28 protein-coding genes and 1 pseudogene are annotated in these 24,743 nt (G+C 72.5%); 14 read left to right on the top strand and 15 right to left on the bottom strand.

What is annotated here, in order from left to right:
* Positions 1–114 precede the first annotated feature (114 nt).
* Positions 115–552, bottom strand: a complete 438-nt coding sequence (locus AC07AZ_RS21585; protein ID WP_478850327.1) for a DUF4442 domain-containing protein — start codon at positions 550–552, stop codon at positions 115–117.
* Between the two features lie 192 nt (positions 553–744).
* Between AC07AZ_RS21585 and AC07AZ_RS21580 the strand changes: the two genes are divergently transcribed.
* Complete coding sequence (locus AC07AZ_RS21580) at positions 745–1,761, top strand: DUF8017 domain-containing protein (protein WP_478850325.1); 1,017 nt, start codon at positions 745–747, stop codon at positions 1,759–1,761.
* A gap of 40 nt (positions 1,762–1,801) precedes the next feature.
* Here AC07AZ_RS21580 and AC07AZ_RS21575 read toward each other — a convergent pair whose 3' ends face one another.
* Together AC07AZ_RS21575 and tuf are read right to left on the bottom strand one after the other, a co-directional pair.
* A complete protein-coding gene (locus tag AC07AZ_RS21575) occupies positions 1,802–2,647 on the bottom strand; it encodes a spermidine synthase (RefSeq protein WP_478850073.1) in 846 nt (281 codons plus the stop codon).
* Positions 2,648–3,089: 442 nt separating this feature from the next.
* Positions 3,090–4,261: pseudogene (gene tuf, locus AC07AZ_RS21570) on the bottom strand (elongation factor Tu).
* A 230-nt stretch (positions 4,262–4,491) separates the two neighbouring features.
* Here tuf and AC07AZ_RS21565 point away from each other — a divergent pair.
* Together AC07AZ_RS21565 and AC07AZ_RS21560 are read left to right on the top strand one after the other, a co-directional pair.
* The gene (locus AC07AZ_RS21565) at positions 4,492–4,617 is read left to right on the top strand and encodes a hypothetical protein (RefSeq protein ID WP_478850345.1); all 126 of its coding nucleotides are present in this window, start codon (positions 4,492–4,494) and stop codon (positions 4,615–4,617) included.
* Positions 4,618–4,664: 47 nt separating this feature from the next.
* On the top strand, positions 4,665–5,447 hold the full coding sequence (locus AC07AZ_RS21560) for a TVP38/TMEM64 family protein (protein WP_478850071.1): 783 nt from the start codon (positions 4,665–4,667) through the stop codon (positions 5,445–5,447).
* Between the two features lie 45 nt (positions 5,448–5,492).
* Here AC07AZ_RS21560 and AC07AZ_RS21555 read toward each other — a convergent pair whose 3' ends face one another.
* Positions 5,493–6,662 carry a thiolase family protein gene (locus tag AC07AZ_RS21555; protein ID WP_478850069.1) on the bottom strand — a complete coding sequence of 390 codons (1,170 nt, stop codon included), beginning with the start codon at positions 6,660–6,662 and terminating at the stop codon, positions 5,493–5,495.
* Positions 6,663–6,824: 162 nt separating this feature from the next.
* On the opposite strand from AC07AZ_RS21555, the gene AC07AZ_RS21550 reads away from it, so the two are divergent.
* The 4 genes from AC07AZ_RS21550 to AC07AZ_RS21535 all read left to right on the top strand — a co-directional run bounded on the left by AC07AZ_RS21550 (position 6,825) and on the right by AC07AZ_RS21535 (position 9,266).
* Positions 6,825–7,295, top strand: coding sequence for a winged helix-turn-helix transcriptional regulator (locus tag AC07AZ_RS21550; protein WP_478850067.1), 471 nt, complete (start codon positions 6,825–6,827; stop codon positions 7,293–7,295).
* A gap of 195 nt (positions 7,296–7,490) precedes the next feature.
* Positions 7,491–8,366 (top strand): undecaprenyl-diphosphate phosphatase, encoded by an 876-nt coding sequence (locus AC07AZ_RS21545; RefSeq protein ID WP_478850065.1) that lies wholly within the window; start codon positions 7,491–7,493, stop codon positions 8,364–8,366.
* 101 nt (positions 8,367–8,467) lie between these two features.
* Complete coding sequence (locus AC07AZ_RS21540) at positions 8,468–8,647, top strand: hypothetical protein (protein ID WP_478850063.1); 180 nt, start codon at positions 8,468–8,470, stop codon at positions 8,645–8,647.
* 49 nt (positions 8,648–8,696) lie between these two features.
* Positions 8,697–9,266 carry a chloramphenicol phosphotransferase CPT family protein gene (locus AC07AZ_RS21535; RefSeq protein ID WP_478850061.1) on the top strand — a complete coding sequence of 190 codons (570 nt, stop codon included), beginning with the start codon at positions 8,697–8,699 and terminating at the stop codon, positions 9,264–9,266.
* 3 nt (positions 9,267–9,269) lie between these two features.
* On the opposite strand, the gene AC07AZ_RS21530 is transcribed toward AC07AZ_RS21535, so the two are convergent.
* Positions 9,270–10,013, bottom strand: a complete 744-nt coding sequence (locus AC07AZ_RS21530; RefSeq protein ID WP_478850059.1) for an SDR family NAD(P)-dependent oxidoreductase — start codon at positions 10,011–10,013, stop codon at positions 9,270–9,272.
* A 129-nt stretch (positions 10,014–10,142) separates the two neighbouring features.
* Here AC07AZ_RS21530 and AC07AZ_RS21525 point away from each other — a divergent pair, with 129 nt between their 5' ends.
* Both AC07AZ_RS21525 and lnt read left to right on the top strand, forming a co-directional pair.
* Positions 10,143–10,628: a nuclear transport factor 2 family protein gene (locus AC07AZ_RS21525; protein ID WP_478850057.1), complete on the top strand. Its 486-nt coding sequence runs from the start codon at positions 10,143–10,145 to the stop codon at positions 10,626–10,628.
* A gap of 72 nt (positions 10,629–10,700) precedes the next feature.
* Positions 10,701–12,392, top strand: coding sequence for an apolipoprotein N-acyltransferase (lnt, locus tag AC07AZ_RS21520; RefSeq protein ID WP_478850055.1), 1,692 nt, complete (start codon positions 10,701–10,703; stop codon positions 12,390–12,392).
* On the opposite strand, the gene AC07AZ_RS21515 is transcribed toward lnt, so the two are convergent.
* Complete coding sequence (locus tag AC07AZ_RS21515) at positions 12,316–13,221, bottom strand: Gfo/Idh/MocA family protein (protein WP_478850053.1); 906 nt, start codon at positions 13,219–13,221, stop codon at positions 12,316–12,318. The two genes, lnt and AC07AZ_RS21515, sit on opposite strands and share 77 nt — an antisense overlap.
* Before the next feature lie 334 nt (positions 13,222–13,555).
* Between AC07AZ_RS21515 and AC07AZ_RS21510 the strand changes: the two genes are divergently transcribed.
* Positions 13,556–14,068 (top strand): DinB family protein, encoded by a 513-nt coding sequence (locus tag AC07AZ_RS21510; protein ID WP_478850051.1) that lies wholly within the window; start codon positions 13,556–13,558, stop codon positions 14,066–14,068.
* 184 nt (positions 14,069–14,252) lie between these two features.
* A complete protein-coding gene (locus tag AC07AZ_RS21505) occupies positions 14,253–14,726 on the top strand; it encodes a hypothetical protein (protein ID WP_478850049.1) in 474 nt (157 codons plus the stop codon).
* Between the two features lie 80 nt (positions 14,727–14,806).
* On the opposite strand, the gene AC07AZ_RS21500 is transcribed toward AC07AZ_RS21505, so the two are convergent.
* From AC07AZ_RS21500 to AC07AZ_RS21470, 7 genes are all read right to left on the bottom strand, one after another.
* Positions 14,807–15,316 carry a hypothetical protein gene (locus AC07AZ_RS21500; RefSeq protein ID WP_478850047.1) on the bottom strand — a complete coding sequence of 170 codons (510 nt, stop codon included), beginning with the start codon at positions 15,314–15,316 and terminating at the stop codon, positions 14,807–14,809.
* Positions 15,317–15,425: 109 nt separating this feature from the next.
* Positions 15,426–16,109 (bottom strand): uracil-DNA glycosylase, encoded by a 684-nt coding sequence (gene ung, locus AC07AZ_RS21495; protein ID WP_478850045.1) that lies wholly within the window; start codon positions 16,107–16,109, stop codon positions 15,426–15,428.
* 108 nt (positions 16,110–16,217) lie between these two features.
* Positions 16,218–17,801, bottom strand: coding sequence for an ABC transporter substrate-binding protein (locus AC07AZ_RS21490; protein WP_478850043.1), 1,584 nt, complete (start codon positions 17,799–17,801; stop codon positions 16,218–16,220).
* A gap of 192 nt (positions 17,802–17,993) precedes the next feature.
* Positions 17,994–18,755, bottom strand: a complete 762-nt coding sequence (locus AC07AZ_RS21485) for an SDR family oxidoreductase (RefSeq protein ID WP_478850041.1) — start codon at positions 18,753–18,755, stop codon at positions 17,994–17,996.
* Positions 18,756–18,773: 18 nt separating this feature from the next.
* On the bottom strand, positions 18,774–19,535 hold the full coding sequence (gene fabG / locus AC07AZ_RS21480) for a 3-oxoacyl-ACP reductase FabG (protein ID WP_356037935.1): 762 nt from the start codon (positions 19,533–19,535) through the stop codon (positions 18,774–18,776).
* 126 nt (positions 19,536–19,661) lie between these two features.
* Positions 19,662–20,045 (bottom strand): DUF3037 domain-containing protein, encoded by a 384-nt coding sequence (locus AC07AZ_RS21475; RefSeq protein WP_478850039.1) that lies wholly within the window; start codon positions 20,043–20,045, stop codon positions 19,662–19,664.
* The gene (locus AC07AZ_RS21470; protein WP_478850037.1) at positions 20,042–20,797 is read right to left on the bottom strand and encodes a HipA family kinase; all 756 of its coding nucleotides are present in this window, start codon (positions 20,795–20,797) and stop codon (positions 20,042–20,044) included. The genes AC07AZ_RS21475 and AC07AZ_RS21470 overlap by 4 nt, the downstream gene beginning before the upstream one ends.
* 134 nt (positions 20,798–20,931) lie before the next feature.
* Between AC07AZ_RS21470 and AC07AZ_RS21465 the strand changes: the two genes are divergently transcribed.
* On the top strand, positions 20,932–21,354 hold the full coding sequence (locus AC07AZ_RS21465; RefSeq protein WP_478850035.1) for a Rieske (2Fe-2S) protein: 423 nt from the start codon (positions 20,932–20,934) through the stop codon (positions 21,352–21,354).
* Positions 21,355–21,357: 3 nt separating this feature from the next.
* On the opposite strand, the gene AC07AZ_RS21460 is transcribed toward AC07AZ_RS21465, so the two are convergent.
* Complete coding sequence (locus AC07AZ_RS21460) at positions 21,358–22,008, bottom strand: cysteine hydrolase family protein (protein WP_478850033.1); 651 nt, start codon at positions 22,006–22,008, stop codon at positions 21,358–21,360.
* A 135-nt stretch (positions 22,009–22,143) separates the two neighbouring features.
* Between AC07AZ_RS21460 and AC07AZ_RS21455 the strand changes: the two genes are divergently transcribed.
* Positions 22,144–22,611 carry a pyridoxamine 5'-phosphate oxidase family protein gene (locus AC07AZ_RS21455; RefSeq protein ID WP_478850031.1) on the top strand — a complete coding sequence of 156 codons (468 nt, stop codon included), beginning with the start codon at positions 22,144–22,146 and terminating at the stop codon, positions 22,609–22,611.
* Between the two features lie 37 nt (positions 22,612–22,648).
* Here AC07AZ_RS21455 and AC07AZ_RS21450 read toward each other — a convergent pair whose 3' ends face one another.
* On the bottom strand, positions 22,649–23,551 hold the full coding sequence (locus AC07AZ_RS21450) for a LysR family transcriptional regulator (protein WP_478850029.1): 903 nt from the start codon (positions 23,549–23,551) through the stop codon (positions 22,649–22,651).
* A gap of 74 nt (positions 23,552–23,625) precedes the next feature.
* On the opposite strand from AC07AZ_RS21450, the gene AC07AZ_RS21445 reads away from it, so the two are divergent.
* On the top strand, positions 23,626–24,567 hold the full coding sequence (locus tag AC07AZ_RS21445; protein ID WP_478850027.1) for a DMT family transporter: 942 nt from the start codon (positions 23,626–23,628) through the stop codon (positions 24,565–24,567).
* Positions 24,568–24,743 lie beyond the last annotated feature (176 nt).

Genomic DNA, 24,743 nt, shown 5'->3' with positions numbered 1-24,743 from the left:
GGGAGGACAGGGCCCCCGGGGACCACGGGAGCCCACGGCCGCCTCCCTCCCGAGAAGGGAAACGGCGGGCCCCGGTCGGCTCACCCACCCGACCGGGGCCCGCCTCACCCGTACTCAGCCGTTGGGACGCAGCGTCCAGATGACGGTCATCTCTGTGGTCACCGCCCCGTCCTCGCGCTGGATGGCGACGGTGACCGGGAACTCCGGACGCTTGCCCTCGTCGAGTTCGGCGACGACCTCGGCGGCCGGGCGGCCGAGGGTCGCGGTCGCCGTCACCGGCCCGAGGGCGATCTTCTTGAACGCGATCTCCGCGGTGACCGGCAGCGGCACGGCACGGGAGAGCTGGTCCCCGAACGCGGCCAGCACGATCGCCCCGCTGGCCGACTCCCCCAGCGTGAACATGGCACCGGCGTGCGGGCCGCCCACGTGGTTGCGGTATTCGCTCTGGTCCGGAAGGGCCAGCACGGCCTTCTCCGGTGTGGTTTCCAGGTACTCGAGGTTCAGTGTGCGAACCATCGGCACCGTGGCGGCGAGCAACTCGCCGATCGACATCTGATCTGCGCTCATCTCCCCATGTTACCCACGGGTAGCATCTGCTGGCCAGAGCCCCGCGGCGACCGACGTCTCAGGCGAGGCCGGCCGCGGCCCCCTCCGCGCGCCGGGGGCACCGGCGCGCAGTTTGCTACGTCCCTGACAAGACCCGGTGACCGAATCGTGTCCATGGCGGCACTAGGGTGGCTGCCCATGTGGCCAGGACAGCAGCCGCCCGGGGGCGAGCAGAACCCGCAACAGCCGAACAACCCGTACCAGCAGCCGGGGTACCAGCAGCCGAATCCGTACCAGCAGCCCGGCTACCAGCAGGGCAACCCCTACGCGCAGCAGCCGCAGTGGGGTGCCACGGGGCCCATGGGCGCGCCGGAGCCGCCGCGCGGTGGTGGCGGGAACCGGACGAAGGTGGTCGCGATCGTCGCCGCCACGGCTGTCGTGGTGGCCGCCGGTGTGACCGGATTCCTGGTGCTCGGCAAGGACAAGGCCGACGAAAACGAGGCGGGCGGCAAGAACGGCAGGCCGTCCGCGAGCACGTCGTCCACCGGTTCGGGCGCCTCCGCGTCGGCCTCCGCGTCCGCGGACAATCCGCGCGGCGGCGAGGCCGAGCAGCCGACGATCAAGGGCTGGAAGGTCGTCGTCAACCCCAAGTGGGGTACGGCGTTCGACGTGCCGGCGGACTGGGAGGTCCAGGACCCGGGCCTCACGATCGGCTTCGAGGACGACAAGTCGGACGACGCCAAGCCCCTCATCACCATGTCGGCCCCGGCCTTCGACAAGTCGAAGTGGTGCACCTCCGACGACGACAAGGACGGCCGGACCGACGACACGGCGCTGGCCGCGGCGGGCACCAAGGGCGCCAACGGGGCCAAGAGCACTGACGAGATCGCGATCAACACCCCCGCCTGGTGGATCTACGGCGGGTACACGCAGCCGGACAAGAAGACGCTGACCTTCGACAAGAAGGCCACGCCCTTCACCACCACGTCGGGCGTCAAGGGCAGTGTGGGCTGGGCCGAGTCGACGAACACGCCCCGCAAGGGCAAGTGCGCGAGCGACGGCAAGGCGGTCACGTTCGGTTTCAAGAACTCGGCCGGTGACTTCGTCTCGTGGAACTTCTACGGCGCCAAGGGCGTCAAGGACGAGGTTCCCAAGGAGACCATCATGAAGATCCTCGGCACGGTACGGCTGCACGGGGACCCGACGGGCGGCTGAGCGGGTGCGGGGCCGCCCCGGCCCGCGGGCCGGCGGCCCCTCAGCCGATGCCGAACGCTCCGCCCGGGGGCTCGGGTGACGGTACGGCGTCCTCGTCCCGGACCGGTCGCGCGTCGCCGGTGAACTTCCGCAGGGCGGCGCCGTGTTCGACCCGGGCGGGGAACGCGTCGGCGGCGGTGCGCCGGGCCAGGGCGTGGGTGTCGAGGGGGCGGCGGGCGGCGGCGAGCACCGCGTTGCCGAAGCGGCGCCCGCGCAGGACACCCGGTTCGGCGATCAGCACGACCTCATCGAACACCTCGGCGAAGGTGGCGAGTTGGGAGCGCAGGAAGGTGAAGGGCGCGGTGTCCGCGAGGTTGGCGAGGTAGACCCCGTCGTCGCGCAGGACCCGCCCGGCCTCCCGGGCGTAGGTGAGTGTCGTCAGGTGGGCGGGGACCCGTGAGCCGCCGAAGACGTCCGCGACAAGGACGTCCGCGGAGTCGGCGGGGGCGGTTTCCAGCCAGGCCCGGGCGTCAGCCGCGTGCAGCGTGATGCCGGCGCCGCCCGGCAGGGGCAGGTACTCGGCGACCAGCTCCAGCAGGGCGCCGTCGGCCTCGACGACGTCCTGGCGGGAGCCCGGCCGGGTCGCGGCCACGTAGCGGGGCAGGGTGAGGGCGCCCCCGCCGAGATGCAGTACGTCCAGCGGACGGCCGGGCTCGGCGACGGTGTCCAGGACGTGCCCGAGCCGCCGGGTGTACTCGAACTCCAGATGCGCGGGGTCGTCCAGGTCGACGTACGACTGCGGCGACCCGTCGACGGTCAGCAGCCAGGCCCGCCCGCGGTCGATGTCGGGCATCAGCTTTGCGGTCCCGTGGTCGACCGGGCGCAGCACGGGAATCGGCTCGTTCACCGGTCCATTGTGCCGGGGACGCGGACAACGGGGGTCCGGGCCCCCGGCGGTGGCCTGTGCCGGGGGCGCGGACACAGGCATCCGGCCCCCGGCCGCACCGCCGCACCCGGCCCCCGGCCGGCGGGCGTCCCGGCGCGGCGGCGCCCGGCGGTGGACTGTGCCAGGGGCGCGGACGCAGGCGCCCCGAGACCCCGGCCGCACCGCCGCACCCGGCCCCCGGGCGTCGTCCATGCCGGCGAGCGCGGACACAGGCGTCCAGCGTCCCCGGCCGCTTCGCCGTGCCCGGCCCCCGGTCATGCCGGCGAGCGCGGACACACCCATCCCGCCCCCGGCCACACCGCCGCACCCGGCCGGCGGGCGTCCCGGCGCGGCGGCCCCTCGGCCGCCGCCGTGACCAGACGGGTGCCCGCCCCCGGAGGGACAGGCACCCACCCGCCCGTTCTCAGCCGACCGACGTCACCGTGCCGGCGCCGACCGTGCGGCCGCCCTCCCGGACGGCGAACCCGAGCCCGGGCTCCAGCGGGACGTCACGGCCCAGTTCGACCGTCATGGTGACGGTGTCGCCGGGCCGGGCCACGGCCGTCCCGCCGAGGTCGATGTCACCGACCACGTCCGCGGTGCGGATGTAGAACTGCGGCCGGTAGCCGGTGGACACCGGGGTCGTACGGCCCCCTTCACGTGTGGAGAGGACGTAGACCTGCGCGCGGTGAAGCGGCGGCCCGGTACGACGCTGCCGGGCGCCGCGGCCACATGCCCGCGGCGCACCGCGTCACGCGGCACCCCGCGCAGCAGCAGCGCCACGTTGTCCCCCGCCTGCGCCTCCTCCATGGGCTTGCCGAAGGTCTCCACGCCGGTGACCACCGTCTCCACGCCGGCGCCGAGGACCTCGACGCGGTCGCCGACCCGGACCGTGCCGCGCTCGACCGCGCCGGTCACGACCGTGCCCCGGCCGCTGATGGTGAGCACGTTCTCGACCGGCATCAGGAACGGCGCGCCCAGATACCGCTCGGGCATGGGGACGTAGGTGTCCACGGCGTCGAGCAGCGCCTCGACCGAGGCCGTCCAGCGCGGGTCTCCCTCCAGGGCCTTCAGCCCGGAGACCCGGACGACGGGCACGGCGTCGCCGCCGTACCCGTGCGCGCTGAGCAGTTCGCGCACCTCCAGCTCCACCAGGTCGGAGAGCTCCTCGTCGCCGGCGTCCGCCTTGTTGAGGGCGACGACGATGTGGTCGACGCCCACCTGCCGGGCGAGCAGCACGTGTTCGGCGGTCTGCGGCATGATCCCGTCGAGCGCTGAGACGACGAGGATCGCCCCGTCGAGCTGCGCGGCCCCGGTGACCATGTTCTTCACGTAGTCGGCGTGGCCCGGCATGTCCACATGCGCGTAGTGCCGGGTGTCCGTCTCGTACTCGACGTGCGCGATGTTGATGGTGATGCCGCGCGCGGCCTCCTCCGGTGCCCGGTCGATGCGGTCGAACGGGACGAAGGTGGACGCCCCGCGGTCGGCGAGGACCTTGGTGATGGCGGCGGTCAGCGTGGTCTTGCCGTGGTCGACGTGCCCCATGGTGCCGATGTTCAGGTGCGGTTTGGTGCGTACGTACGCCGTCTTGGGCATGGCGGTTCCTCGAAGCTTCTGCGTGGTGGTGCCGAGCGACGGCCCCGGCGCGTCGGGCGCGACCGGGACGGGGACCCCCTGGAGTTGCCGACCCTCCCCCTGCGGGGTCCGCCGGACGATCCGGGAAAGGTCAGCTTCGGGCGCCGTCGACGGCTGCCACGAGAACGGGAACGGCAGCCTTCGGGGCATCCGCGCCTGCGGATGCTGCGAGGAGGAAGGCGTACCGGAACATGACGCCGATCATCGCCGACACCTCGCCCGGCGTCGAATGGTTTTCGGCGGACGACGTGCCCGCCGCCGGGCCGGGCGCGGGTGCCTCGGCCTGTTCGAAATGCCCGCTTCTGTGGCGGTCGTGAGAGGGACCATACGGCGATCACACATGCAAGTCGGTTAGTGTCGCCGGATGCTCGATGCCACCACCCGCTCTGGGGGCACCGCCACGGCTCCTCCCCGGGCCACCGCCACGAAGCTCGCCGTCACCGTCCCCACGGTCGCGCCCGTCCTGCCGACGGGCCTCACCGCCCGCTGCACGAGAGCGCTGCTCTCACCGTGGTCGCGGCTGTCCCTGCTTCTCGCGCTCCTCGTGGCGGCCGCCTCGACCGTGCTCCTGTTCCATCCGCAGCGGCTGCTGTCGGACGGCTGGCCGCCGCAACTCGGCGGAGCCGCCGCCGCGGTGGTCTTCGCCGCGGCCTACGGTCTGTGCACCGTGGCGTTCGTGCCGCGACCGCTGCTGAACCTGGCGGCGGGCGCGTTGTTCGGCACCCAGCTGGGGGTCGGCGCGGCCCTCGCGGGCACGGTGCTCGGGGCCGGCGTCGCCTTCGGGCTGGGCCGGCTCCTCGGCCAGGACGCCCTGCGTCCCCTGCTGCGCGGCCGGTGGCTGCGGGCGGCGGACGGGCAGTTGAGCCGGCACGGCTTCCGCTCGATGCTGGCGGCACGGCTGTTCCCCGGGGTGCCGTTCTGGGCCGCGAACTACTGCGCGGCCGTCTCCCGCATGGGTTACGTCCCGTTCCTGCTCGCGACCGCCCTCGGCTCGATCCCGAACACGGCCGCGTACGTCGTCGCGGGCTCCCGGGCCTCGGCGCCGACCTCGCCCGCCTTCCTGGTGGCGATGGCCTGTATCGCCGCTCCGGCCCTGGTGGGCGCGGTGGTGGCCTGGCGCAAGCGAGACCACCTGCGCGGCCGCTAGAGGTTCACACCGACCTCGGCGGCGTGCCCGGAAGCACCGTTTCGGCTACACGGACTCCAGGATCATCGCGTTGGCGAGGCCGCCCGCCTCGCACATCGTCTGCAGGGCGTAGCGGGCGCCGCGCTCGCGCATCGCGTGCACGAGTGTGGTCGTCAGACGGGTGCCGCTCGCGCCGAGCGGGTGGCCGATGGCGATGGCGCCGCCGTGCACGTTGACCTTCGCGAGGTCGGTACCGGTCTCCTGCCGCCAGGCCAGGACGACGCTGGAGAACGCCTCGTTGACCTCGAACAGGTCGATGTCGTCGAGGCTCAAAGACGCCCGGCGCAGTACCTTCTCGGTGGCCGGGACGACGCCGGTGAGCATCAGGACCGGGTCGGAGCCGGTGACCGCGAAGCTGTGCAGCCGGGCGAGCGGGCGCAGGCCGAGCCGGGCCGCCGTCTCGCTGGAGGTGATGAGGACCGCGGAGGCGCCGTCGTTGACCGGGCTGGCGTTGCCCGCGGTGACGTTCCACTCGATCTGCGGGAAGCGCTCGGCGAATTCCGGGTCGTGGTAGGCGGGTTCGAGGCCGGCGAGGATCTCGGTGGTGCTGCCCGGCCGTACGCACTCGTCGCGGGTGACGCCGTCGAGGGGGGCCACCTCGGCGTCGAACAGGCCGGCGTCCCAGGCCGCGGCGGCCTTGCGGTGCGAGGAGACCGCGAAGGCGTCCATCTCCTCGCGCGAGAGCGACCACTTGGCGGCGATGAGTTCGGCGCTGATGCCCTGCGGGACGAGTCCCTCCCGGTAGCGCTCGGCGACGCCGGGGCCGAACGGGTCCTTGCCGGGCGGCACGTTGGACCACATGGGCACCCGGCTCATCGACTCGACACCGCAGGCGACGACGAGGTCGTACGCGCCCGCCATGACGCCCTGCGCCGCGAAGTGCACGGCCTGCTGGGAGGAGCCGCACTGCCGGTCCACCGTGGTCGCCGGGACGGTCTCCGGGAAGCCCGCCGACAAGGCGGCGTAGCGGGTGGTGTTCATGGCCTGCTCGCCGACCTGGTCGACGGTGCCGCCGATGACGTCGTCGATCAGGGCGGGATCCACTCCGGAGCGCTCGACGAGGGTGCGCAGGGTGTGGGCGAGGAGTTCGACGGGGTGGACGTGCGCGAGGGCGCCGTTCGGCTTGCCCTTGCCCACGGGGGTGCGTACGGCTTCGACGATGACTGCGTCACGCATGGTGCGGGCCTCCTTGGCCGCCCGGGCGGTGACCGGGGCGATTACCGGTGAGTAGGAAATCCGAACTCACCATAACGCCGTGAGTTGGAAAATCAAACCCTTCAGCGCATGGCGGTCGCACCGGCGAGTTGGAAAACCGGACTCCCGCCTAGACTGGGCCTCATGGCCGCTCCCAAGGACCCGCGCCCCTGCTCCATCGCCGACGCGCTCGCGCTCGTCGGGGAGAAGTACTCCCTGCTCGTCCTGCGCGAGGTCTGCCTCGGCAACAGCCGCTTCGACCAACTCGTCCGCAACACCGGCGCACCGCGCGACATCCTGGCCACCCGGCTGCGCCGCCTGGTCGACGCGGGCATCCTCGACAAGCGCGCCTACAGTGAACGGCCGCCGCGCTTCGAGTACCGGCCCACGCGGGCGGGGCTCGAACTGGAGCCGGTCCTGATGACCCTCATGGCGTGGGGCGACCGCCATCTCCGCCCGGACGGCGAACGCCCCATGGTGATCGAGCACTCCTGCGGCAGCGAACTGACGCCCGTCGTCACCTGCCGGGCCTGCGGCGACGCCGTGCACCACGAGGACCTCACGGCCCACCCGCTGGCCCCCGGCTGGACGGTCCAGGGACCGGCGGCGGCCTGAACGCCCCGCACCCGCGCCCCTCCTGCCGAACAGCTCCGCCCGTGGCGGCAGATGGCAAAGCATTCACCAAGCCCCTGTGCCGGGCATGTCATCCCGGGGCGCTACGCTCCCCCGTAGACACCCGCGATCACCGGGCCCGGCGGGCGGGTGCGTCCCGCGGCCCTTCCCCCATCAGCGCTTGGACTCCGTAACCTCATGTCTTGGTTTGAATCCCTCATCCTCGGACTCGTCCAGGGGCTGACCGAGTTCCTTCCCGTCTCCTCCAGCGCGCACCTGCGGCTGACCGCGGCGTTCTCCGGCTGGGAGGACCCGGGGGCGGCCTTCACCGCGATCACCCAGATCGGCACGGAGGCAGCCGTACTGATCTACTTCCGCAAGGACATCGCGCGGATCCTCGCGGCCTGGGCCCGCTCACTCACCAGCAAGGCGATGCGCCAGGACCACGACGCCCAGATGGGCTGGCTGGTCATCGTCGGCTCGATCCCCATCGGCGTGCTGGGCGTGACGCTCAAGGACCAGATCGAGGGGCCGTTCCGGGACCTGCGGATCACCGCGACCATGCTGATCGTGATGGGTGTCGTCCTCGGCGTGGCCGACCGGATGGCGGCACGCGACGAGACCGGCGGCCGCCACCGCGCACCCAAGCAGCGCAAGGTCCTCCAGGACCTGAGCGTGAAGGACGGCCTGATCTTCGGCCTGTGCCAGGCCATGGCCCTGATCCCCGGCGTCTCCCGCTCCGGGGCCACGATCAGCGGCGGCCTCCTCATGGGGTACAAGCGGGAGGCCGCGGCCCGGTACTCCTTCCTCCTCGCCATCCCCGCGGTGCTCGCCTCGGGCCTCTTCGAGCTGAAGGACGCGGTGGGCAGCGGTCACGTGTCGTGGGGGCCCACCGCCTTCGCGACGGTCATCGCCTTCGTGTCCGGATACGCCGTGATCGCGTGGTTCATGAAATTCATCACGACCAAGAGCTTCATGCCGTTCGTCTGGTACCGCATCGCACTCGGCGTCGTCATCATCGTTCTGGTCGCGGCCGGCACCCTGAGCCCGCACGCGGCGGAGTCGGCGGGCTGACCCGCCGGCTCCGGCTCCGAGATTCTCCCGTGACCAAGCCCATACGGGATCAGTAGCCGTCCGGTAGCGGACTGTCAGTGCTTGCGCCTAGGCTTGGCCGCATGTTCCCCGATTCCGACCCCCCTGGTTCCGTACGGTCCGCCGCCCAGGTCAACGAGCAGATCCGCGCCCTGTGGATGCGCGCGGGCGGCTCGCTGACGGCACAGGAGCGGGTGGCCTACGAGCGGTTGGTGGTCGAGTGGGCGGCGGCGATGCGGGGCGAGGTCGTCAAGGCGGCCTGAGACCGGCCGGCGCGCACCCCGGAACACCGCACTCTCACGGCAGGACCCAGTGGACCACCTCAGCAGCGTCCCGCCACGGCGCGGCCTCGTCATATTCCTCAACGGCACGTCCAGTTCGGGCAAGTCGAGCATCGCCGCCGAACTGCTCGCGATGCTCGACGAACCGTACTTCCACATGCCCGTCGACGCGTTCCACGCGATGCGCTCCCGCGGCGAGGTCCCGCCGGACCGGCTCGCCGCCGTGCTGCACCGCACCTGGCAGGGCTACCACCGGGCGGTCGCCGGCATGGCCGCCGCGGGCAACAACGTCGTCATGGACCACGTGCTGAGCGCCGAGTGGCGCCTCACGGACTGCCTCGCGCTGTTCGAGCCGCAGGACGTCGTACTGGTCGGTGTGCACTGCCCGTTGCCCGAGCTGGAGCGCCGCGAACGCGAGCGTGGCGACCGGCCGCCCGGCCTCGCCGCGCGTCAGCTGGAACAGGTGCACGCCCATGGCGTCTACGACGCCGAGTGCGACACCAGCCGCTCCAGCCCCCAGGAATGCGCCCGCCGCATCAGGGACTTCCTCACCGCGCGACCCACGCCGACCGCCTTCCAGCGGCTGCGCGCCGCCCGCTGAGCGTCACCGCCCGCCAGACACCCGCAGCACCGCGCCGGTCGCGTAGGACGCGTCCGGCGACAGCAGCCACGCGATCGCGGCGGCGATCTCCTCCGACCGGCCCGGTCGCCGCAGCGGAATCGAGGCGGCGGCACGCGCCGCCCGGTCCGGCGCACCCATCGCGGCGTGCATCCCGGTGTCCACGACGCCCGGCGCGACCGCGTTGACGCGCACCCCGTCCGGGCCGAGTTCCTTGGCCAGGCCCAGGGTCAGGGCGTCGACGGCCGCCTTCGTCGCGGCGTAGTGGACGTACTCGCCGGGACTGCCGAGGGTGGCGGCGGCCGAGGAGACGTTCACGATCACGCCGGCTCCGCGCGGGGTCATGAGCTGCGCGGCCCGGCGCGAACACAGCAGTACGCCCAGCAGGTTGACGTCCAGAACCCGGCGCAGGTCGGCGGCGTCGGTGTCGGCGAGCCGGCCGAGCGGCCCGGTCACCCCGGCGTTGTTCACCAGGCCCGTCACCGGCCCGAGCCGCAGCTCGGCGGTGTCGAAGAGCCGCTCGACGTCCGCCTCGACGGACGTGTCCCCGGCCACGGTGACACACCGGCCGCCCGCCCCGCGCACCTCGTCCGCCACCGCCTCCGCGGCCTGGGTGTCCCGGACGTACCCCAGCACCAGGTCGTGCCCGTCCGCGGCCAGCCGCCGACAGGTCGCGGCGCCGATCCCCCTGCTGCCCCCGGTGACCACCGTGACGGGCCGACGTGTCATGACTCCTCCAGGTTCAGTGCGTGATCGATCATCGATCACCCTAGTCGCGGTGGCGGGACGAGCCCGTACGAGGCCGATTGTCGCGACCCGCCCCTTGGCGGGACCCGGTCCATGCCCAACACTGAGCCGATGACGCAGCGTGTGGAGCTCGCGACCGTGATGGACCGACTGGCTGTCGACGAACTGATCACCGACTACGCCGCGGCGGTGGACGACGGCGACTGGGAGGCGTACCGGGCGCTGTTCGCACCCGCCGGGCGCGCGGACTACCGCTCGGCGGGGGGTGTCGAGGGGGACGCCGGGATGGTCGTCGCGTGGCTCGCGGAGAGCATGCGGCTGTTCGCGATGCGCCAGCACCTCATCGTCAACCGCAGGATCAGCTTCGGGGTCCACGACCAGGACGCGGGCGACACCGCCCAGGTCCGGGCCGACTACGTGAATCCGATGCGGTTCGCCGCGGACGAAGAACCGGCGGCCGCGCCGGACTTCGTGTGCGGCGGACGGTACGCCTTCGGGCTGCTGCGCACGGACGACGGGTGGCGGCTGCGCGCGGTGGTCGTCCAGGAGAAGTGGCGCCGTCTGCCCGAACAGCGGCCCGCACCTGTGGTCAACTGAAACCGGCGTCCGCCGTCCTCGATCGTCGCCGGCACGCACACTCGGGCCATCCGCTGGGTAGAGGAGCGCCGTATGAGAACCTTCGGCCACCGGCCCGCCCTCGCCCTGCGACGATCGACGACCGCCGCATCCGCCCCGTCCGCCGCTTCCACCGCTTCCACCGCTTCCGCGGCGCCCGCCGTGTCCGCCCCGTCCACCACGGAGAGATGGCTCGCCTCGCCGTGGCGGCGTTCGGCTGTCGCCGCGCTCGCGGGCGCCCTGCCCGTACTCGCCTTTCCCGCCCCCTCGCTGTGGTGGTTCGCCTACGTCGCACTGGTCCCGTGGATCGCGCTGGCCCGCTCCGCACCGACCGGCAGACGGGCGGCCCACGACGGCTGGAGCGGCGGCTTCGGCTTCATGCTGGCGATGCACCACTGGCTGCTGCCCAGCCTGAACGTGTTCACGTTCGTCATCGCGGCCCTGCTCGGCGCGCTGTGGGCCCCGTGGGGCGCGCTCGTGCGCCGGTTCCTGGCCGCGACCCCCACCCGCGGCCAGGTCGCGGGCGCCCTGCTCGTGCTGCCCTCGGGGTGGCTCGGCGTCGAACTGGTCCGTTCCTGGCAGGGACTCGGCGGCCCCTGGGGCATGCTCGGCGCCAGCCAGTGGCAACTGGAGCCGGCGCTGCGGCTCGCCTCGGTCGGCGGGGTGTGGCTGCTGAGCTTTCTGGTGGTGGCGGTCAACGTCGCGGTCGCCGTGCTGGTGTCGGTCCGCGAGTCCCGGGTGCCCGCCGTGGCCGGCCTGGTCGCGACCGCCGCCGCCACCTCGGCGGCGTGGGTGTGGTCGCCGCGTCCCGACGTCGACAGCGAGATCCGGATAGCCGTGGTGCAGCCGGGTGTCGTGGCCGGACTCGACAGCGGCGACCGCCGGTTCGACCGTGAGGAGCAGCTCACCCGCCGGCTGGTCGGGCAGGACGCAGACCTGATCGTCTGGGGTGAGAGCAGTGTCGGTTTCGACCTGGGTGAACGGCCGGACCTGGCCGGGCGGATCGCGGCTCTCTCCCGGGCGACCGGCGCCGACGTCCTGGTCAACGTGGACGCCCGGCGCTCCGACAAGCCGGGCATCTACAAGAGTTCGGTCCTCGTCGGCCCGCGCGGCCTCACCGGCGACCGCTACGACAAGATGCGGCTGGTCCCCTTCGGCGAGTACGTTCCGGCGCGTTCCCTGCTCGGCTGGGCGACCTCCGTCGGCAAGGCGGCCGGCGAGGACCGCCGGCGCGGCACGGAGCAGGTGGTGATGAACGTCGGGCACGGGCTGCGCGTCGGGCCGATGGTGTGCTTCGAGACCGCGTTCCCCGACATGAGTCGCCATCTCGCCGAGGACGGGGCCGACGTCCTGGTCGCGCAGTCCTCGACCTCGACGTTCCAGGGCTCCTGGGCTCCCGAGCAGCACGCCTCGCTGGCCGCGCTGCGGGCCGCCGAGACGGGCCGGCCCATGGTGCACGCGACGTTGACGGGGGTGTCGGCCGTCTACGGACCGAGCGGGCAGCGCCTCGGCCCGTGGCTCGGCACCGACAGCAGCACCGCCCGGGTCTACACCGTCCCGCTGGCGCACGGCATCACCCCGTACGTCCGCTTCGGTGACTGGCCGGCGCACGCGGCGCTGCTGATCCTCGCCGCGTGGTGTACGGCCGAGGGCGCGCGGACCCTGCGGCTCAGGCGGCTCGCTCCTGAACCGCTCGGACCACCCGCTCACACAGTTCGTGAGTCGCCAGCGCGTCCCGGGCACTGAGCACCCTGCCCGCGCGCACGGCGTCGAGGAAGGCCAGCACCGCCTGTTCGATGCCTCGCTGCCGGGCCACCGGCACCCAGTCCCCGCGCCGCCGCAGGGTCGGCTGCCCCTTGTGGTCGATCACCTCGGCGAGGTTGAGCACCTGCCGCTTGGTGTCCTGCCCGGACACCTCGAGGATCTCCTCCGCCGAACCGCTGAGCCGGTTCATCACGCCGAGCGCGGTGAAGCCGTCGGCGGAGAGCTGCAGCACCACGTGGTGCAGCAGGCCGTCGACCACCCGGGCGCGCACGGTGACGTCGTCGACCGGTCCCGGCACCAGGAAGCGCAGGGTGTCGACGACGTGGATGAAGTCGTCGAGGATCATCGTCCGCGGTTCCTCGGGCAGGCCGACGCGGTTCTTCTGCAGGACGATCAGTTCGCGCGGGTGCTCGGCGCACTGCGCGTAGGCGGGGGCGTGACGCCGGTTGAAGCCGACGGCGAGGCTGGTGCGCTGCCGCTCGGCGAGTGCCACCAGCCGCTCGGAGTCGGCGAGTTCGTAGGCGAGCGGCTTGTCGACGTAGGTCGGTACCCCGGCGTCGAGGAGACGGGTGACGATCTCCGGGTGGACGCTGGTGGGCGCGTGCACGAACGCGGCGTCGAGGTCCTGCGCGAGGAGGGCGTCCAGGTCCACATGGCGTTGCGCGCCCGGCAGGTGGAGTTCGTCGGCGACGCGGGCCAGCGTGGCGGGGGTCCGGGTCTGCAGGTGCAGTTCGACTCCGGCCTGTACGGCGAGGACGGGCAGGTACGCCTTCCGCGCGATGTCGCCGAGTCCGATGCAGCCGACCTTCACTTGCTCTCCTTCACCGGTTGCCTGCTGGGGACTCGGAAGCATACGGGGGCGCGGGGGCCGGTGACCGGGGGCGCCAGGCCGGGCGCCTGCGGGCCGCTGCGGTCCGGCGGCCGGGGCGGAGGGGCCGCGGCCGGAACGGCCGGAGCCACCAGTGCGTCGGCGGGGGCTCGCGGGTGGGCGGCGGCCCGGCGGCGGTCATGCGGGTGGGCGGGAGCCCGTCGACGGTCATGCGGGTGGGCGGGAGCCCGTCGACGTCATGCAGGTGGGCGGCGGCCCGCCCCGTGGGGGAGAAAAACAGCGGGTGTTCTCCGCCGCGTCGGGTCACGATGTGGGGATGACGACGCAGCGCAGCGAACCCGCCCAGAACGCCGATGAACGCACCATGCTCGAAGGCTGGCTGGACTACCACCGCGAGACCCTGGCGTGGAAGTGCGAGGGACTGACCGACGCCCAGCTCAGGACCGCCTCGGTGGAGCCGTCCACGCTGTCCCTGATGGGACTGGTGCGGCACATGGCCGAGGTGGAGCGGAACTGGTTCCGCAGGATCCTCACGGGGGAGGACCCGGGGGCGATCTACTACACCCACGAGGACCCGGACGGCGAGTTCCACCTCACCGAGGCGGACACCTGGGCGGAGGCCCGCGCCACCTGGCAGGGCGAGATCGAGACCGCCCGGCGGCTCGCGGCCGGCCTGGCTCTCGACGACCTCTCCCAGGGCAGAAGCCGTGCCACCGGCGAGCCCTTCAGCCTCCGCTGGATCTACACCCACATGATCGAGGAGTACGCCCGCCACAACGGTCACGCCGACCTGATCCGCGAGCGCGTCGACGGCGCCACCGGAGACTGACCCGGACGCGGGACCGGGCGCGGGACCGGGAACCTCGGACGCGGGCCCCTGCCACGCCGCCGCCCCCGTCGCCGTCATCCCCGTCACCCCCGCGCCCTCCGTAAGGGGCGGGAGATCACCCGTGTGGGGCAACCTGCGCCGGTCCGCTGTCCCGATGCCGGCCCGAACCAGCAGAGTGGCGCGGGTGCATCGAACGACGACCACCGCAACGCTCCTGGCCGCCGTGGCCGTGTCGGCCCTGTCCGGCTGTGTGACGGTCCAGCGCCCGCCCGTGTCGGGGCCACCCGCCGCCCAGCCGTCGGCGCCCCGCACGGACGGCCGGGACGAGCCGCAGATCGTGCAGGCGCCGGCCAGGGAGGCCCTGGAGCTCATCGGCCCCTCCCCCCGTCCGCGGACGGACGCCCCCGCACCGCGCCGGGCGGCGCCACCCGCCGCCGTGGAGCGGCAGCCCGCTCCGCTCCGGCACCCGCATCCCCGCACACCGGTCGCGCCGCCCCGGCAGCCGCGGCGGCCACGCGTCGCGATCCCGGACGTCTCGGAGTCCGTCCGCGCGACCGTGAGGCGGCACACCGACGTCTGCGCGCTCGGCAGACAGTTCGGCGGCTGGCAGCCGGACAGCCCCGAGGCCGTCATCTGCGGGCGCGCCTACCAGCACTGAGGCCGCAGAGCCGGCCCGCAGACAGGGCAGCGAAGGCGGAGCAGGCAGAGACAGAGTGACGGTCAGGACGGGCAGGGCGGTCAGGGCCGCCCCCACCCGCCCCCGTCCGTGCCGCTGCCGTCCCCCAGGCGCAGCTCCAGGCGGCTGATCGCGGCCCGCACCCCGTCGCCGTAGGTGTCGTCGGCGAGGGCGTCAGCGGCGCCGCGGGCGCGGCGCAGATGGGTGCGGGCGACCTCGGACCGGCCGAGTTTCACGTAGTCGGCGGCGAGGTTCAGGTGCAGGGAGGGGTACAGGGCGCGGACGGCGAGCGCGGCCCGGTGCTCGGCGAGCCGGTCGGCCGTGAGCTCCTCGGCGGCCGTCAGCGCCCGCAGATCCCAGGCGAGTTCGTCGAAGGGGTCGTCCTGTGTGTCGGCCAGGTAGTGCGCGAGGGTGCACCGGTGCAGCGGGTCGCCGTCCTCACCGATCTCCGCCCACAGGCCGAGGAAGCGGTGCCGGGCCTCCTCGCGGTCGCCCGCGTGATGCAGGATGACGACCTGTCCGATCCGTGTCATCACGGCATCTGCGGCCGCCCGCTCCTGACGCTCCGCCACCCTGTCCTCCGCGCGCTCGTCGGCTGTCCCTCCCGACGCTAGCGCCGGCCACTGGCAATCCCCGTCAGGCCGCACCGGGCCGGCTCCGCGGGAACCGGCCCGGCGGCACTCAGCCGAGGTCCGGGATGCGCCAGTCGATCGGCTCGTGGCCCTGCGCCGCGATCGCCTCGTCGATCTGCGTGAACGGGCGGGAGCCGAAGAACTTCTTCGCCGACAGCGGTGACGGGTGTGCGCCCTTGACCACGATGTGCCGCGTCTCGTCGATCAGGGGGAGCTTCTTCTGCGCGTAGTTGCCCCACAGCACGAACACCGCCGGATCGGGCCGGTCGGCCACCGCGCGGATCACCGCGTCGGTGAACCTCTCCCAGCCCTTGCCCTTGTGCGAGTTGGCCTCGCCGCCGCGGACGGTGAGCACCGCGTTGAGCAGCAGCACGCCCTGCCGGGCCCACGGCATCAGGTAGCCGTTGTCCGGCACGGGCAGGCCGAGCTCCTCCTTCATCTCCTTGTAGATGTTGCGCAGGGAGGGCGGTGTCCGCACCCCGGGCCGCACCGAGAAGCACAGCCCGTGGCCCTGGCCCTCGCCGTGGTACGGGTCCTGGCCGAGGACGAGGACCTTCACGCTCTCGTACGGGGTGGCCTCCAGCGCGGCGAAGACCTCCTCGCGCGGCGGGTGGACGGGACCCTTCGCCCGCTCCTCCTCGACGAACTCCGTCAGCTCCTTGAAGTAGGGCTGCTGGAGCTCGTCGCCCAGGACCCCGCGCCAGGACTCGGGCAGCATGGCGATGTCGGTCACGTCAACTTCCTCACGGTGTGCGGCGACTGCGGGGTGCGATCGCTTCCAGGCCACAGAACCTACAGGCGGCCACTGACAACCGGCACCGCGGTCGCGGCGACTCCGTTCCTACCAGCTGGTCTTGCGGGACAGCTCCCACATCGTCATGATCGTCGACGGGTCCAGGGCCCGTTCGGCGCCGGAGATGTCGACGCTCGCCGCCACGAACTGCCGGCCCTGCCACAGCGGCAGCAGCCGGGCGTCGTCCACGAGGATCTGCTGCGCCTCCTCGAAGTCCTTCACCACGTTGCCGCGGTCGCTCTCGCCTCGTGAGCGGGGCAGCAGCACATCGGTGATCTTCGGTGCCGCGTAGGGGGTGCCGAGCGCGTTCCGCGCGCCGACGAACGGGGCGATGAAGTTCTCGGCGTCCGGGAAGTCGGGGAACCAGCCGCGTCCGAAGACCGGGTACTCGCCCTTCTGGTAGCCCTCGACGTACGTCTTCCAGGGCCGGCTCCTGAGGGTGATGGTGAAGAGGCCGGAGTCCTCCAGCTGGGCCTTGAGCTCCTTGAACTCCTGGGCCGTCTCGGAGCCGTACCGGTCGCTCGTGTACCAGAGGGTGAGCGGCACGCGCTGGGTGATGCCCGCCTCGGACAGGAGCCGGCGGGCCTTGGAGGTGCTGGGGTCGCCGTAGTCGTCGAAGAAGCCGGTGGTGTGGCCGGTGAGTCCCTTGGGGACCATCGAGTACAGCGGGTCCACGGTGCCCTTGTAGATCTTGTGCGAGATCGCTCCGCGGTCGACGAGCTGGGCGACGGCCCGGCGGACGGCGGTCTTGCCCGCCCAGGGGTCCTTGGGGTTGAACACCAGGTAGTTGATGTCGGTGCCGGAGCCCTCGATCAGCTGGAGCTCGCCGTCGGAGTTCCTGGACTGGAGGGCGACGATGTCGTCGGCGGCCAGGCCGCGGTACGTCACGTCGATCTGCTTGTCCCGCAGCGCCCTGACCATGGTGGCGGAGTCCTGGAAGTACCGGATGGTCACCGCGTCGTTCCTGCGCTGGGCGAAGCCCCGGTACGTGTCGTTGCGGACGAGCTCGGCCTTCTTGCCCTCCTGGTACGTCCGCAGCCGGTACGGCCCGGACCCGGACACCTTGTCGTCCTCGCGGAGCGAGCCGGCGGGGTAGTCGTCGGGGTCGACCAGGGACATGGCGGGCGTGGCCAGCACGAACGGGAAGGTGGCGTCGGGCTTGTTGAGGTGGAAGACGACCTGGCGGCTGCCGAGCACCTGCACGCGGTCGAGGCTGCCGAGCAGCCCGGCGGGACCGCCGGAGACGCCGATCTTCCTGATCCGGTCGATCGAGTGCTTCACGGCCTGCGCGTCGAGGACGTCCCCGTCGGCGAACTTCAGGCCCTGGCGCAGTTCACAGCTGTACGTCGTGTTGGAACCGTCGGTGAAGCGGCAGCTCTCGGCGGCGTCGGGCTGGGGCGTCGTCGAGCCCGTCGGATAGGCGAGCAGCGTCTGGAAGACGTTGCGGAACAGTTCCCACGAGCCGTCCCAGGACGCGGCCGGGTCCAGCGTGCTGGGGGCGCTGGTGGTGCCCACCACGATCGGCCCCTGGTCCTTGGACGAGCCGGACGACAGGACGCCGCATCCGGCCACCAGGGACGATATGGACGCGATGGCCGCCACCCGCCGCAGGCCTCGGTTCCGGTTGAACACGCGCACGCTCCTCGATCTGCCGTACCAAGGGTCGGCAGACCATACCGCAGCGTTACGGCCCGTCAACCTCCCCTGAAACGGGCTTTCTGATCGCCGCGGCGATGACGACGTTGTCATCGGGCTGTGCGGTTTCTGTGCACCGGCACGGGCGCCGTCCACGGTCGACGGACGCCCGTGCCGGGGCCGGAGAGGTCAGCCCACGCCGGCGTTGAGGAAGATCCCGCCGTCGACGACGAGCGTCTGTCCGGTGATCCAGTCGGACTGTCCAGACGTCAGGAACGCGGCGGCGCCGCCGATGTCGGAGGGCACTCCGAGGCGGGCCAGCGGGTAGGCCGCGGCGGCCTCGGCCTCCCGGCCCTCGTACAGGGCGGAGGCGAACTTGGTCTTCACGACCGCCGGGGCGATCGAGTTGACCCGCACGCCGGGGGCGAACTCGTGGGCCAGCTGCAGGGTCAGGTTGATCATCGCGGCCTTGCTGACGCCGTACGCGCCGATGAAGGGCGAGGCGGAGACGCCCGCGACGGAGGCGATGTTGACGATCGCGCCCCCGTTGTCCTTCTGCCACGCGTGCCAGGTCCGCTGGGCGAAGCCGAGCGCGGAGATCACGTTGGTCTCGAAGACCTTGCGCGCCACGTTCAGGTCGAGGTCGGCGATCGGCCCGAACACCGGGTTCGTACCGGCGTTGTTGACCAGGAAGTCGACGCGGCCGAAGGCCTCCATGGTGCGCTCGACGGCGGTGGCCTGGTGGGCCTCGTCGTGCGCCTTGCCGGCGACGCCGATGACCCGGTCGGCGCCGAGCGCCTCGACGGCCTCCTTGAGGGCGTCCTCGTTGCGGCCCGTGATGCAGACGCGGTCGCCCCGGGCGATGAACGCCTCGGCGACGCCGTAGCCGATTCCGCGGCTGGCGCCCGTGACGAGGGCGACCTTGCCGGAGAGTTCAGGCAGAGCAGTCATGTCGGTTCTCCTCCGGCCCTAGTCGAGCGGTCCGCCGGCGACGTACAGCACCTGGCCGGAGACGAACCCGGCCGCCTCGCCCGTGAAGAAGGCGATCGCGTTGGCGATGTCGTCCGGCTCGCCGACGCGGGCCACGGGGATCTGGGTGGCGGCCGCGGCCTTGAAGTCCTCGAAGCCCATGCCCACGCGCGCGGCGGTGGCGGCGGTCATGTCGGTGGCGATGAAGCCGGGGGCGACGGAGTTGGCGGTGATGCCGAACTTGCCGAGTTCCTTGGCCAGGGTCTTGGTGAAGCCCTGCAGACCGGCCTTGGCGGCGGAGTAGTTGGCCTGGCCCCGGTTGCCGAGGGCGGAGGACGAGGACAGGTTGACGATACGGCCGAAGCCGGCGTCGACCATGTGCTTCTGGACGGCCTTGGCCATCAGGAAGGCGCCGCGCAGGTGCACGTTCATGACCGTGTCCCAGTCGCCGGCGCTCATCTTGAACAGCAGGTTGTCGCGCAGGACGCCCGCGTTGTTGACGAGGATGGTCGGTGCGCCGAGTTCGGCGGCGACGCGTGCGATCGCGGCCTCGACCTGTGCCTCGTCGGAGACGTCCGCGCCGACCGCGAGGGCCCTGCCGCCCGCCGCGGTGATCTTCTCGACGGTGTCCTTGCAGGCGGCCTCGTCGAGGTCGATCACCGCGACGGCGCGGCCCTCGGCGGCCAGTCGTACGGCGGTGGCGGCGCCGATGCCGCGCGCCCCGCCGGTGACCACGGCGACCCGCTGCTCAGTGGTGGACATTGCTGGTTCTCCTCGCCCTTGAGAAAGTACGCCCATCTGGTGAGCGACCGCTTAGTACCTTCAGCAGACGTGACGCTAGAAGCCCTGGCACCCGGTGTCAACGTCACACGAGCGGGGTGTGATCCATTACCTCACCAGCAGGTCGAGCAACCGCTCCGCCTCGGCCGCCGGATCGGCGGTCAGACCGGTGTGCACGGGCCCGGGCTGGACGACCGTCGAGCGGGGCGCGATGAGCCAGCGGAAGCGCCGTCCGGCGTCGTCGGACGCGGCCTGTCCCGCCGCCGTACCACCGGCGCACACCCCCTCGACGGCGCGCAGCGCCGCCCGGACGCCGGCCACGTCGGCGGCCGGGTCGAGGGCCAGCAGCCTGCTCTCGTCGAGGTGCGTGCGCACACCGACGTAGGTCGCGGCCCGGCAGTACACGAGCACTCCCGCGTTGATGCACTCGCCGCGCTCCACCCGGGGCACGACCCGCAGCACGGCGTACTCGTAGACGTTGCGGTCGCTCACTTGTCCCCCTCGATGCGCTCGTGGACGCGGGCGGCCCGCGCGAGCAGCGGCCGGGCGTAGGCCCGTCGCAGGTCCTCCGGCGTGGCGAAGCCGGGCTCGTCGGCCAGCCAGACGTCCGGGACCGCGGCGGTGACCTCGGCCAGGAGTTCCTCGGTGACCAGCGGGGCCAGTGCGGCGGCGGCGGCCGCGACGTCCGGCGCGAAGGGCCGCAGGGCGTGGTCGGAGATGTCGTAGGGGCGGGCCGCGGAGGTCTCCGCTCCACGCCAGCTGTGGTGCCAGATCATGGTCGCGCCGTGGTCGATGAGCCACACCTCGCCGCGTCGCACCAGCAGGTTCGGGTTGCGCCAGGAGCGGTCGACGTTGTTGACGAGCGCGTCGAACCAGACGATCCGGCCCGCCTCCTCGGCGCTCACCGCGAAGGCGAGGGGGTCGAAGCCGAACGCGCCGGACAGGAAGTCCATGCCGAGGTTGGTGCCGCCGCTGGACTTGAGCAGCTCCTGCACCTCCTGGTCGGGCTCACCGAGACCCAGCACGGGATCGAGGTCGATCGTCACCAGCCGGGGCACCCGGAAGCCCAGCCGCCGGGCCAGTTCCCCGCAGACGACCTCGGCGACCAGCGTCTTGCGGCCCTGGCCGGCGCCGGTGAACTTCATGACGTACGTCCCGAGGTCGTCGGCCTCGACGAGTCCCGGCAGCGAGCCGCCCTCACGCAGGGGCGTGATGTAGCGGGTCACGGTGACTTCCTTGAGCATCGCCCCAGGCTACTGGGGCGATCACGGCCCCCGGACGCCGGCCGCGCACCATCTGGGCGGCGGTCTGAACAGCGGGTACCGGCGGCCCGTACTGCTTGACGGATCAACGGACATCCGAGGAAGGGAACGTCAGCATGACCAGCGAATCGGTACAGCCCACCGCAGGCCCCAGCCGCCGCACCGTCGTGGCGGCGGTGGGAGCGGCGGGGGTCGCCGTCGCGCTGACGGCGTGCGGCTCGGAGGACAAGAAGGACAGCGCGTCCGCCTCGGGCGAGACCATCGCCAAGACCTCGGACATCCCCGAGGGCGGCGGCAAGATATTCAACGACGCCGGGGTGGTGGTCACCCAGCCGACGGCGGGCAAGTTCAAGGCCTTCTCGTACAAGTGCACGCACGCGGGCTGCCCGGTGACGAAGGTGGCCGACGGCGTCATCGTCTGTCCGTGCCACCACAGCGAGTTCTCCATCGAGGACGGCAGCGTCAAGAAGGTCCCCGCGACCAAGCCGCTGCCGGCCGTCGCGATCACCGTGGCGGGCGAGGACATCAAGCTGGCGTGAGCGTCAGCCGCGTGCCGCCCGCCGTGGCCGGCTGAGACAGCCGAGCACGTCGTCGGTGCTCACGCAGGTCGCCACGAGGGCGAGCGTGTGGCGGATCATCGCGGGGGTGTAGTCGGAGGGCACCCCCGCGACGGCGTCCGTCGGCACGACGACGGTGTAGCCGAGGTTCACGGCGTCGAAGACGGCGGCCGGCACCGCCACGTTGGCCGAGACGCCGGTCACGACCAGGGTGCGGCAGCCCAGGTTGCGCAGCAGCGCGTCGACCTCGGTGCCGTGGATCGGCGACACCCCGTGGAGCCGCCGTACGACGATGTCCTGCTCGGCGACCTCGATCGGGGCGGCCACCCGGACCGCGTCGGTGCCCGTTAACTGCTGGACGGGCAGCCGTTCGGCCGCGCGGAACAGCCGGGCGTTGCGGCTCGCGCCCCGGCCGTCCGGGCGGCGCTCGGCGATGGCGTGGATCACCTGGATCCCGTTGCCGTGCGCGGCGGCGACCAGCCGGGCGATGCGGGCGAGGGTGCCTGAGGAGCGTGCCTCACGGGCCAGTTCGGGCAGCGCGCTGTCCGGGCCCACCACGCCCTGCTGGCACTCGACGGTGAGCAGAACGGTGCTCGTGGGATCGAGGAGGTCGCTGAGCTGTTCGCGCGACGGCATGATGCCCCCTGGTCGCCGGTGGCGTGGGCGGGCGAGACTAACCACCATTGCGTGGGGACGGAAGACGACCCATCCTTTTCTGACGTGATGTCAGAGGATCTCCTCTGGCACGACGTGAGAGATAGAGGGGGCCGCATGACCGTCGCTCAACGCCGGGGCCGGAAGATCATGATGACGCCGGGCGAGCTGGACGAGTTCCTCACCAGCCAGCGCACCTGCCGGGTCGCCACCGTCTCGACCGACGGAGCCCCGCACGTGAGTGCCCTCTGGTTCGCCTGGGACGGCACCTCGCTGTGGCTGTACTCCGTGGTGCGCAGCAAGCGCTGGGCCGACCTGTGCCGCGACCCGCGGGTGGCGATCGTGGTCGACACCGGCGAGGAGTACGACGACCTGCGCGGGGTCGAGCTGTCGGGAACGGTGGAGTTCGTGGGCGAGAGCCCGCGCACCGGGGAGCTGCGCGCGGAGCTCGACGTCCCGGAGACCCTGTTCGCGCGCAAGAACTTCGGACTGGAGGAGATGCCGCACGACGGCCGGCACGCCTGGGTGCGGCTGACCCCCGAGAAGATCGTGTCCTGGGACTTCCGCAAGCTGGGCGCCCCGTAGGCCGCGGCCGGCGGTGCCCGCCGGGGTGGAGGAGCCGTCAGCCGAGCCTCTCCCCCGCGGCCTGCAGGGCCTGGACCGCCGCCCGGATCGACGGGCGGCGGTCGGCGTCCGCCCGCCAGACGACGTAGACGTGCCGGCGCACCCGCTGCCTGAGCGGCACCGTCACGACTCCGGCGGGCATCGGGTGGCGGCCCAGGACCGGGGCGACGCACACGCCGAGTCCCGCGGCGACGAGTCCCAGCTGGGTGTGGGTCTCGGCGGCGCGATGGCCGACGATCGGCTCGATGCCGCGGGAGCGCAGCGTGAACATCAGCCACTCGTGGCAGAACTCGCCCTCCCCCCAGGTGATCCACTCGTCCTCGGCGAACTCGGCGAGGTCCACCTCCTCGCGGCCGGCGAGCCGGTGGCCGGCCGGCATCGCCACGTCGGCGGGGTCGTCCAGCAGGGGCGCCTTGACCAGGCCGTCGGGCAGCGGCATCGGCTTGTTGTACCAGTCGAGCACCACCGCCAGGTCCAGATCCCCGCGCACCACTCCCCTGATCCCGGCCTCCGGCTCCAGCTCGCTCGAACGGACCCGCAGCGCCGGGTGCCGGGCGCGCAGGGCGGCCAGCGCGGCGGGGAACAGACCGCGCGCGGCGGTCGGGAACGCCGACAGCCGCAGCTCGCCGACGACCTGTCCGCGCTGCGCCTCCAGGTCGGACTGGGCGAGCTCCACCTGCGACAGGATGCGTCCGGCGTGCTCGGCGAGCAGTCGGCCCGCGTCGGTGAGCCGCACGCCCCGCCCGTTCTTGGCGAGAAGCTGCTGTCCGACCTCCCGCTCCAGCTTCGACATCTGCTGCGACACGGCGGAGGTCGTGATGTGCAGCCCCTCGGCGGCGCCACTGACCGAGCCGTGCCGGGCGAGGGCGTCGAGGGTGCGGAGGCGCTCCAGGTTCAACATGTAAGCGATACTACGAGATACGTCGCGCGAATACTCGATTGTGCTACGACGTCATCCTGCCGCATCGTGGTCCCATGAGCACCGTCACCCCCGTCACCACCACCCGGACCCCGGCGCCCGCCCCGTCCCGCCGGCTCGCGCTCGACTGGCGCGTCCGCTTCGGCGTCCTCTCGCTGATCTGGGGCTTCAGCTTCCTGCTGATCAAGGTCGGCACCGGGGCGTACGCCCCCTTCCAGGTGACGCTCGGCCGGCTGGTGTTCGGTACGGCGGTGCTCGCGGTGGCGATGGCGGCCAAGCGGGAGCGGCTCCCGCGCGGGGCCCGCACCTGGGGCCATCTGACGGTCGCCGCGTTCTTCCTGAACGCGCTGCCGTTCTCCCTCTTCGCGTACGCGGAGCTGACGATCCCCTCGACCCTCGCCGGCATCTGCAACGCGACCTCCCCGCTGTGGGGCATGGCCCTCTCCCTGGTCGCCCTCTCCGAGGACCGGCCGACGCGGGCGCGGGTGGCGGGCCTCGGGCTCGGCTTCCTGGGGGTGCTGACCGTCCTCGGCGCCTGGCAGGGCTTCCAGGGCCTGGACGCCACGGGCACGGCGATGGCCCTGCTGGCCTCGCTCAGCTACCCGGTCGGCTGGATCTACGTCCGCCGCACCCTCGCCGGCACGGGTCACTCGCACCTGTCCCTGACCGGCGCCCAGCTGCTGCTGGCCACGCTCCAACTGGCCGCGGTCACCCCCCTGTTCACCAGCCTGCCGACCGGCTTCCCGGTCCTGCCCCTGCTGGCGGTCGCGGCCCTGGGCGCCCTCGGCACGGGCCTGGCCATGCTCATCCAGTACGGCATCGTCGCCGAGGTCGGCCCGACGACGGCCCAGATGGTCACCTACTTCATCCCGGTCCTCGCCACCGCGGCGGGCGTCGCGGTCCTGGGCGAGTCCCTGACCTGGTCCACACCGGTAGGCGCGATCATCATCCTGACCGGAGCAGCCCTGACCCGGACCCACCCGAAACAACCCCACTGAAGCGCCGAGAGACCCGGCACCCCGACCCCCGACGCAAGCACCCTGCGCCATCCCCCGACGTCCCTCCAACACCCTCAAGGGGGCGCGGGGGGGGGGGGGGGGGGGGGGGGGGGGGGGGGGGGGGGGGGGGGGGGGGGGGGGGGGGGGAGGGGGGGAAAGAACGAAGAGGAGGAAGC

Source organism: Streptomyces sp. NPDC043878 (genome assembly GCF_056435735.1).
Note: the sequence above shows the minus strand (reverse complement) of the source record. Positions and strands in the feature narration are given on the sequence as shown.

Bases quoted from the DNA above. Each gene is read 5' to 3' on its own strand.
- fabG (WP_356037935.1), bottom strand. From the start codon at position 19,535: ATGTCCACCACTGAGCAGCGGGTCGCCGTGGTCACCGGCGGGGCGCGC.
- AC07AZ_RS21525 (WP_478850057.1), top strand. From the start codon at position 10,143: ATGACGCAGCGTGTGGAGCTCGCGACCGTGATGGACCGACTGGCTGTC.
- AC07AZ_RS21540 (WP_478850063.1), top strand. From the start codon at position 8,468: ATGTTCCCCGATTCCGACCCCCCTGGTTCCGTACGGTCCGCCGCCCAG.
- AC07AZ_RS21450 (WP_478850029.1), bottom strand. From the start codon at position 23,551: ATGTTGAACCTGGAGCGCCTCCGCACCCTCGACGCCCTCGCCCGGCAC.
- AC07AZ_RS21550 (WP_478850067.1), top strand. From the start codon at position 6,825: ATGGCCGCTCCCAAGGACCCGCGCCCCTGCTCCATCGCCGACGCGCTC.
- AC07AZ_RS21530 (WP_478850059.1), bottom strand. From the start codon at position 10,013: ATGACACGTCGGCCCGTCACGGTGGTCACCGGGGGCAGCAGGGGGATC.
- AC07AZ_RS21470 (WP_478850037.1), bottom strand. From the start codon at position 20,797: ATGCTCAAGGAAGTCACCGTGACCCGCTACATCACGCCCCTGCGTGAG.
- AC07AZ_RS21460 (WP_478850033.1), bottom strand. From the start codon at position 22,008: ATGCCGTCGCGCGAACAGCTCAGCGACCTCCTCGATCCCACGAGCACC.
- AC07AZ_RS21545 (WP_478850065.1), top strand. From the start codon at position 7,491: ATGTCTTGGTTTGAATCCCTCATCCTCGGACTCGTCCAGGGGCTGACC.
- AC07AZ_RS21465 (WP_478850035.1), top strand. From the start codon at position 20,932: ATGACCAGCGAATCGGTACAGCCCACCGCAGGCCCCAGCCGCCGCACC.
- lnt (WP_478850055.1), top strand. From the start codon at position 10,701: ATGAGAACCTTCGGCCACCGGCCCGCCCTCGCCCTGCGACGATCGACG.
- AC07AZ_RS21555 (WP_478850069.1), bottom strand. From the start codon at position 6,662: ATGCGTGACGCAGTCATCGTCGAAGCCGTACGCACCCCCGTGGGCAAG.
- AC07AZ_RS21510 (WP_478850051.1), top strand. From the start codon at position 13,556: ATGACGACGCAGCGCAGCGAACCCGCCCAGAACGCCGATGAACGCACC.
- AC07AZ_RS21565 (WP_478850345.1), top strand. From the start codon at position 4,492: ATGACGCCGATCATCGCCGACACCTCGCCCGGCGTCGAATGGTTTTCG.
- AC07AZ_RS21445 (WP_478850027.1), top strand. From the start codon at position 23,626: ATGAGCACCGTCACCCCCGTCACCACCACCCGGACCCCGGCGCCCGCC.
- AC07AZ_RS21455 (WP_478850031.1), top strand. From the start codon at position 22,144: ATGACCGTCGCTCAACGCCGGGGCCGGAAGATCATGATGACGCCGGGC.
- AC07AZ_RS21580 (WP_478850325.1), top strand. From the start codon at position 745: ATGTGGCCAGGACAGCAGCCGCCCGGGGGCGAGCAGAACCCGCAACAG.
- AC07AZ_RS21585 (WP_478850327.1), bottom strand. From the start codon at position 552: ATGTCGATCGGCGAGTTGCTCGCCGCCACGGTGCCGATGGTTCGCACA.
- AC07AZ_RS21485 (WP_478850041.1), bottom strand. From the start codon at position 18,755: ATGACTGCTCTGCCTGAACTCTCCGGCAAGGTCGCCCTCGTCACGGGC.
- AC07AZ_RS21560 (WP_478850071.1), top strand. From the start codon at position 4,665: ATGCTCGATGCCACCACCCGCTCTGGGGGCACCGCCACGGCTCCTCCC.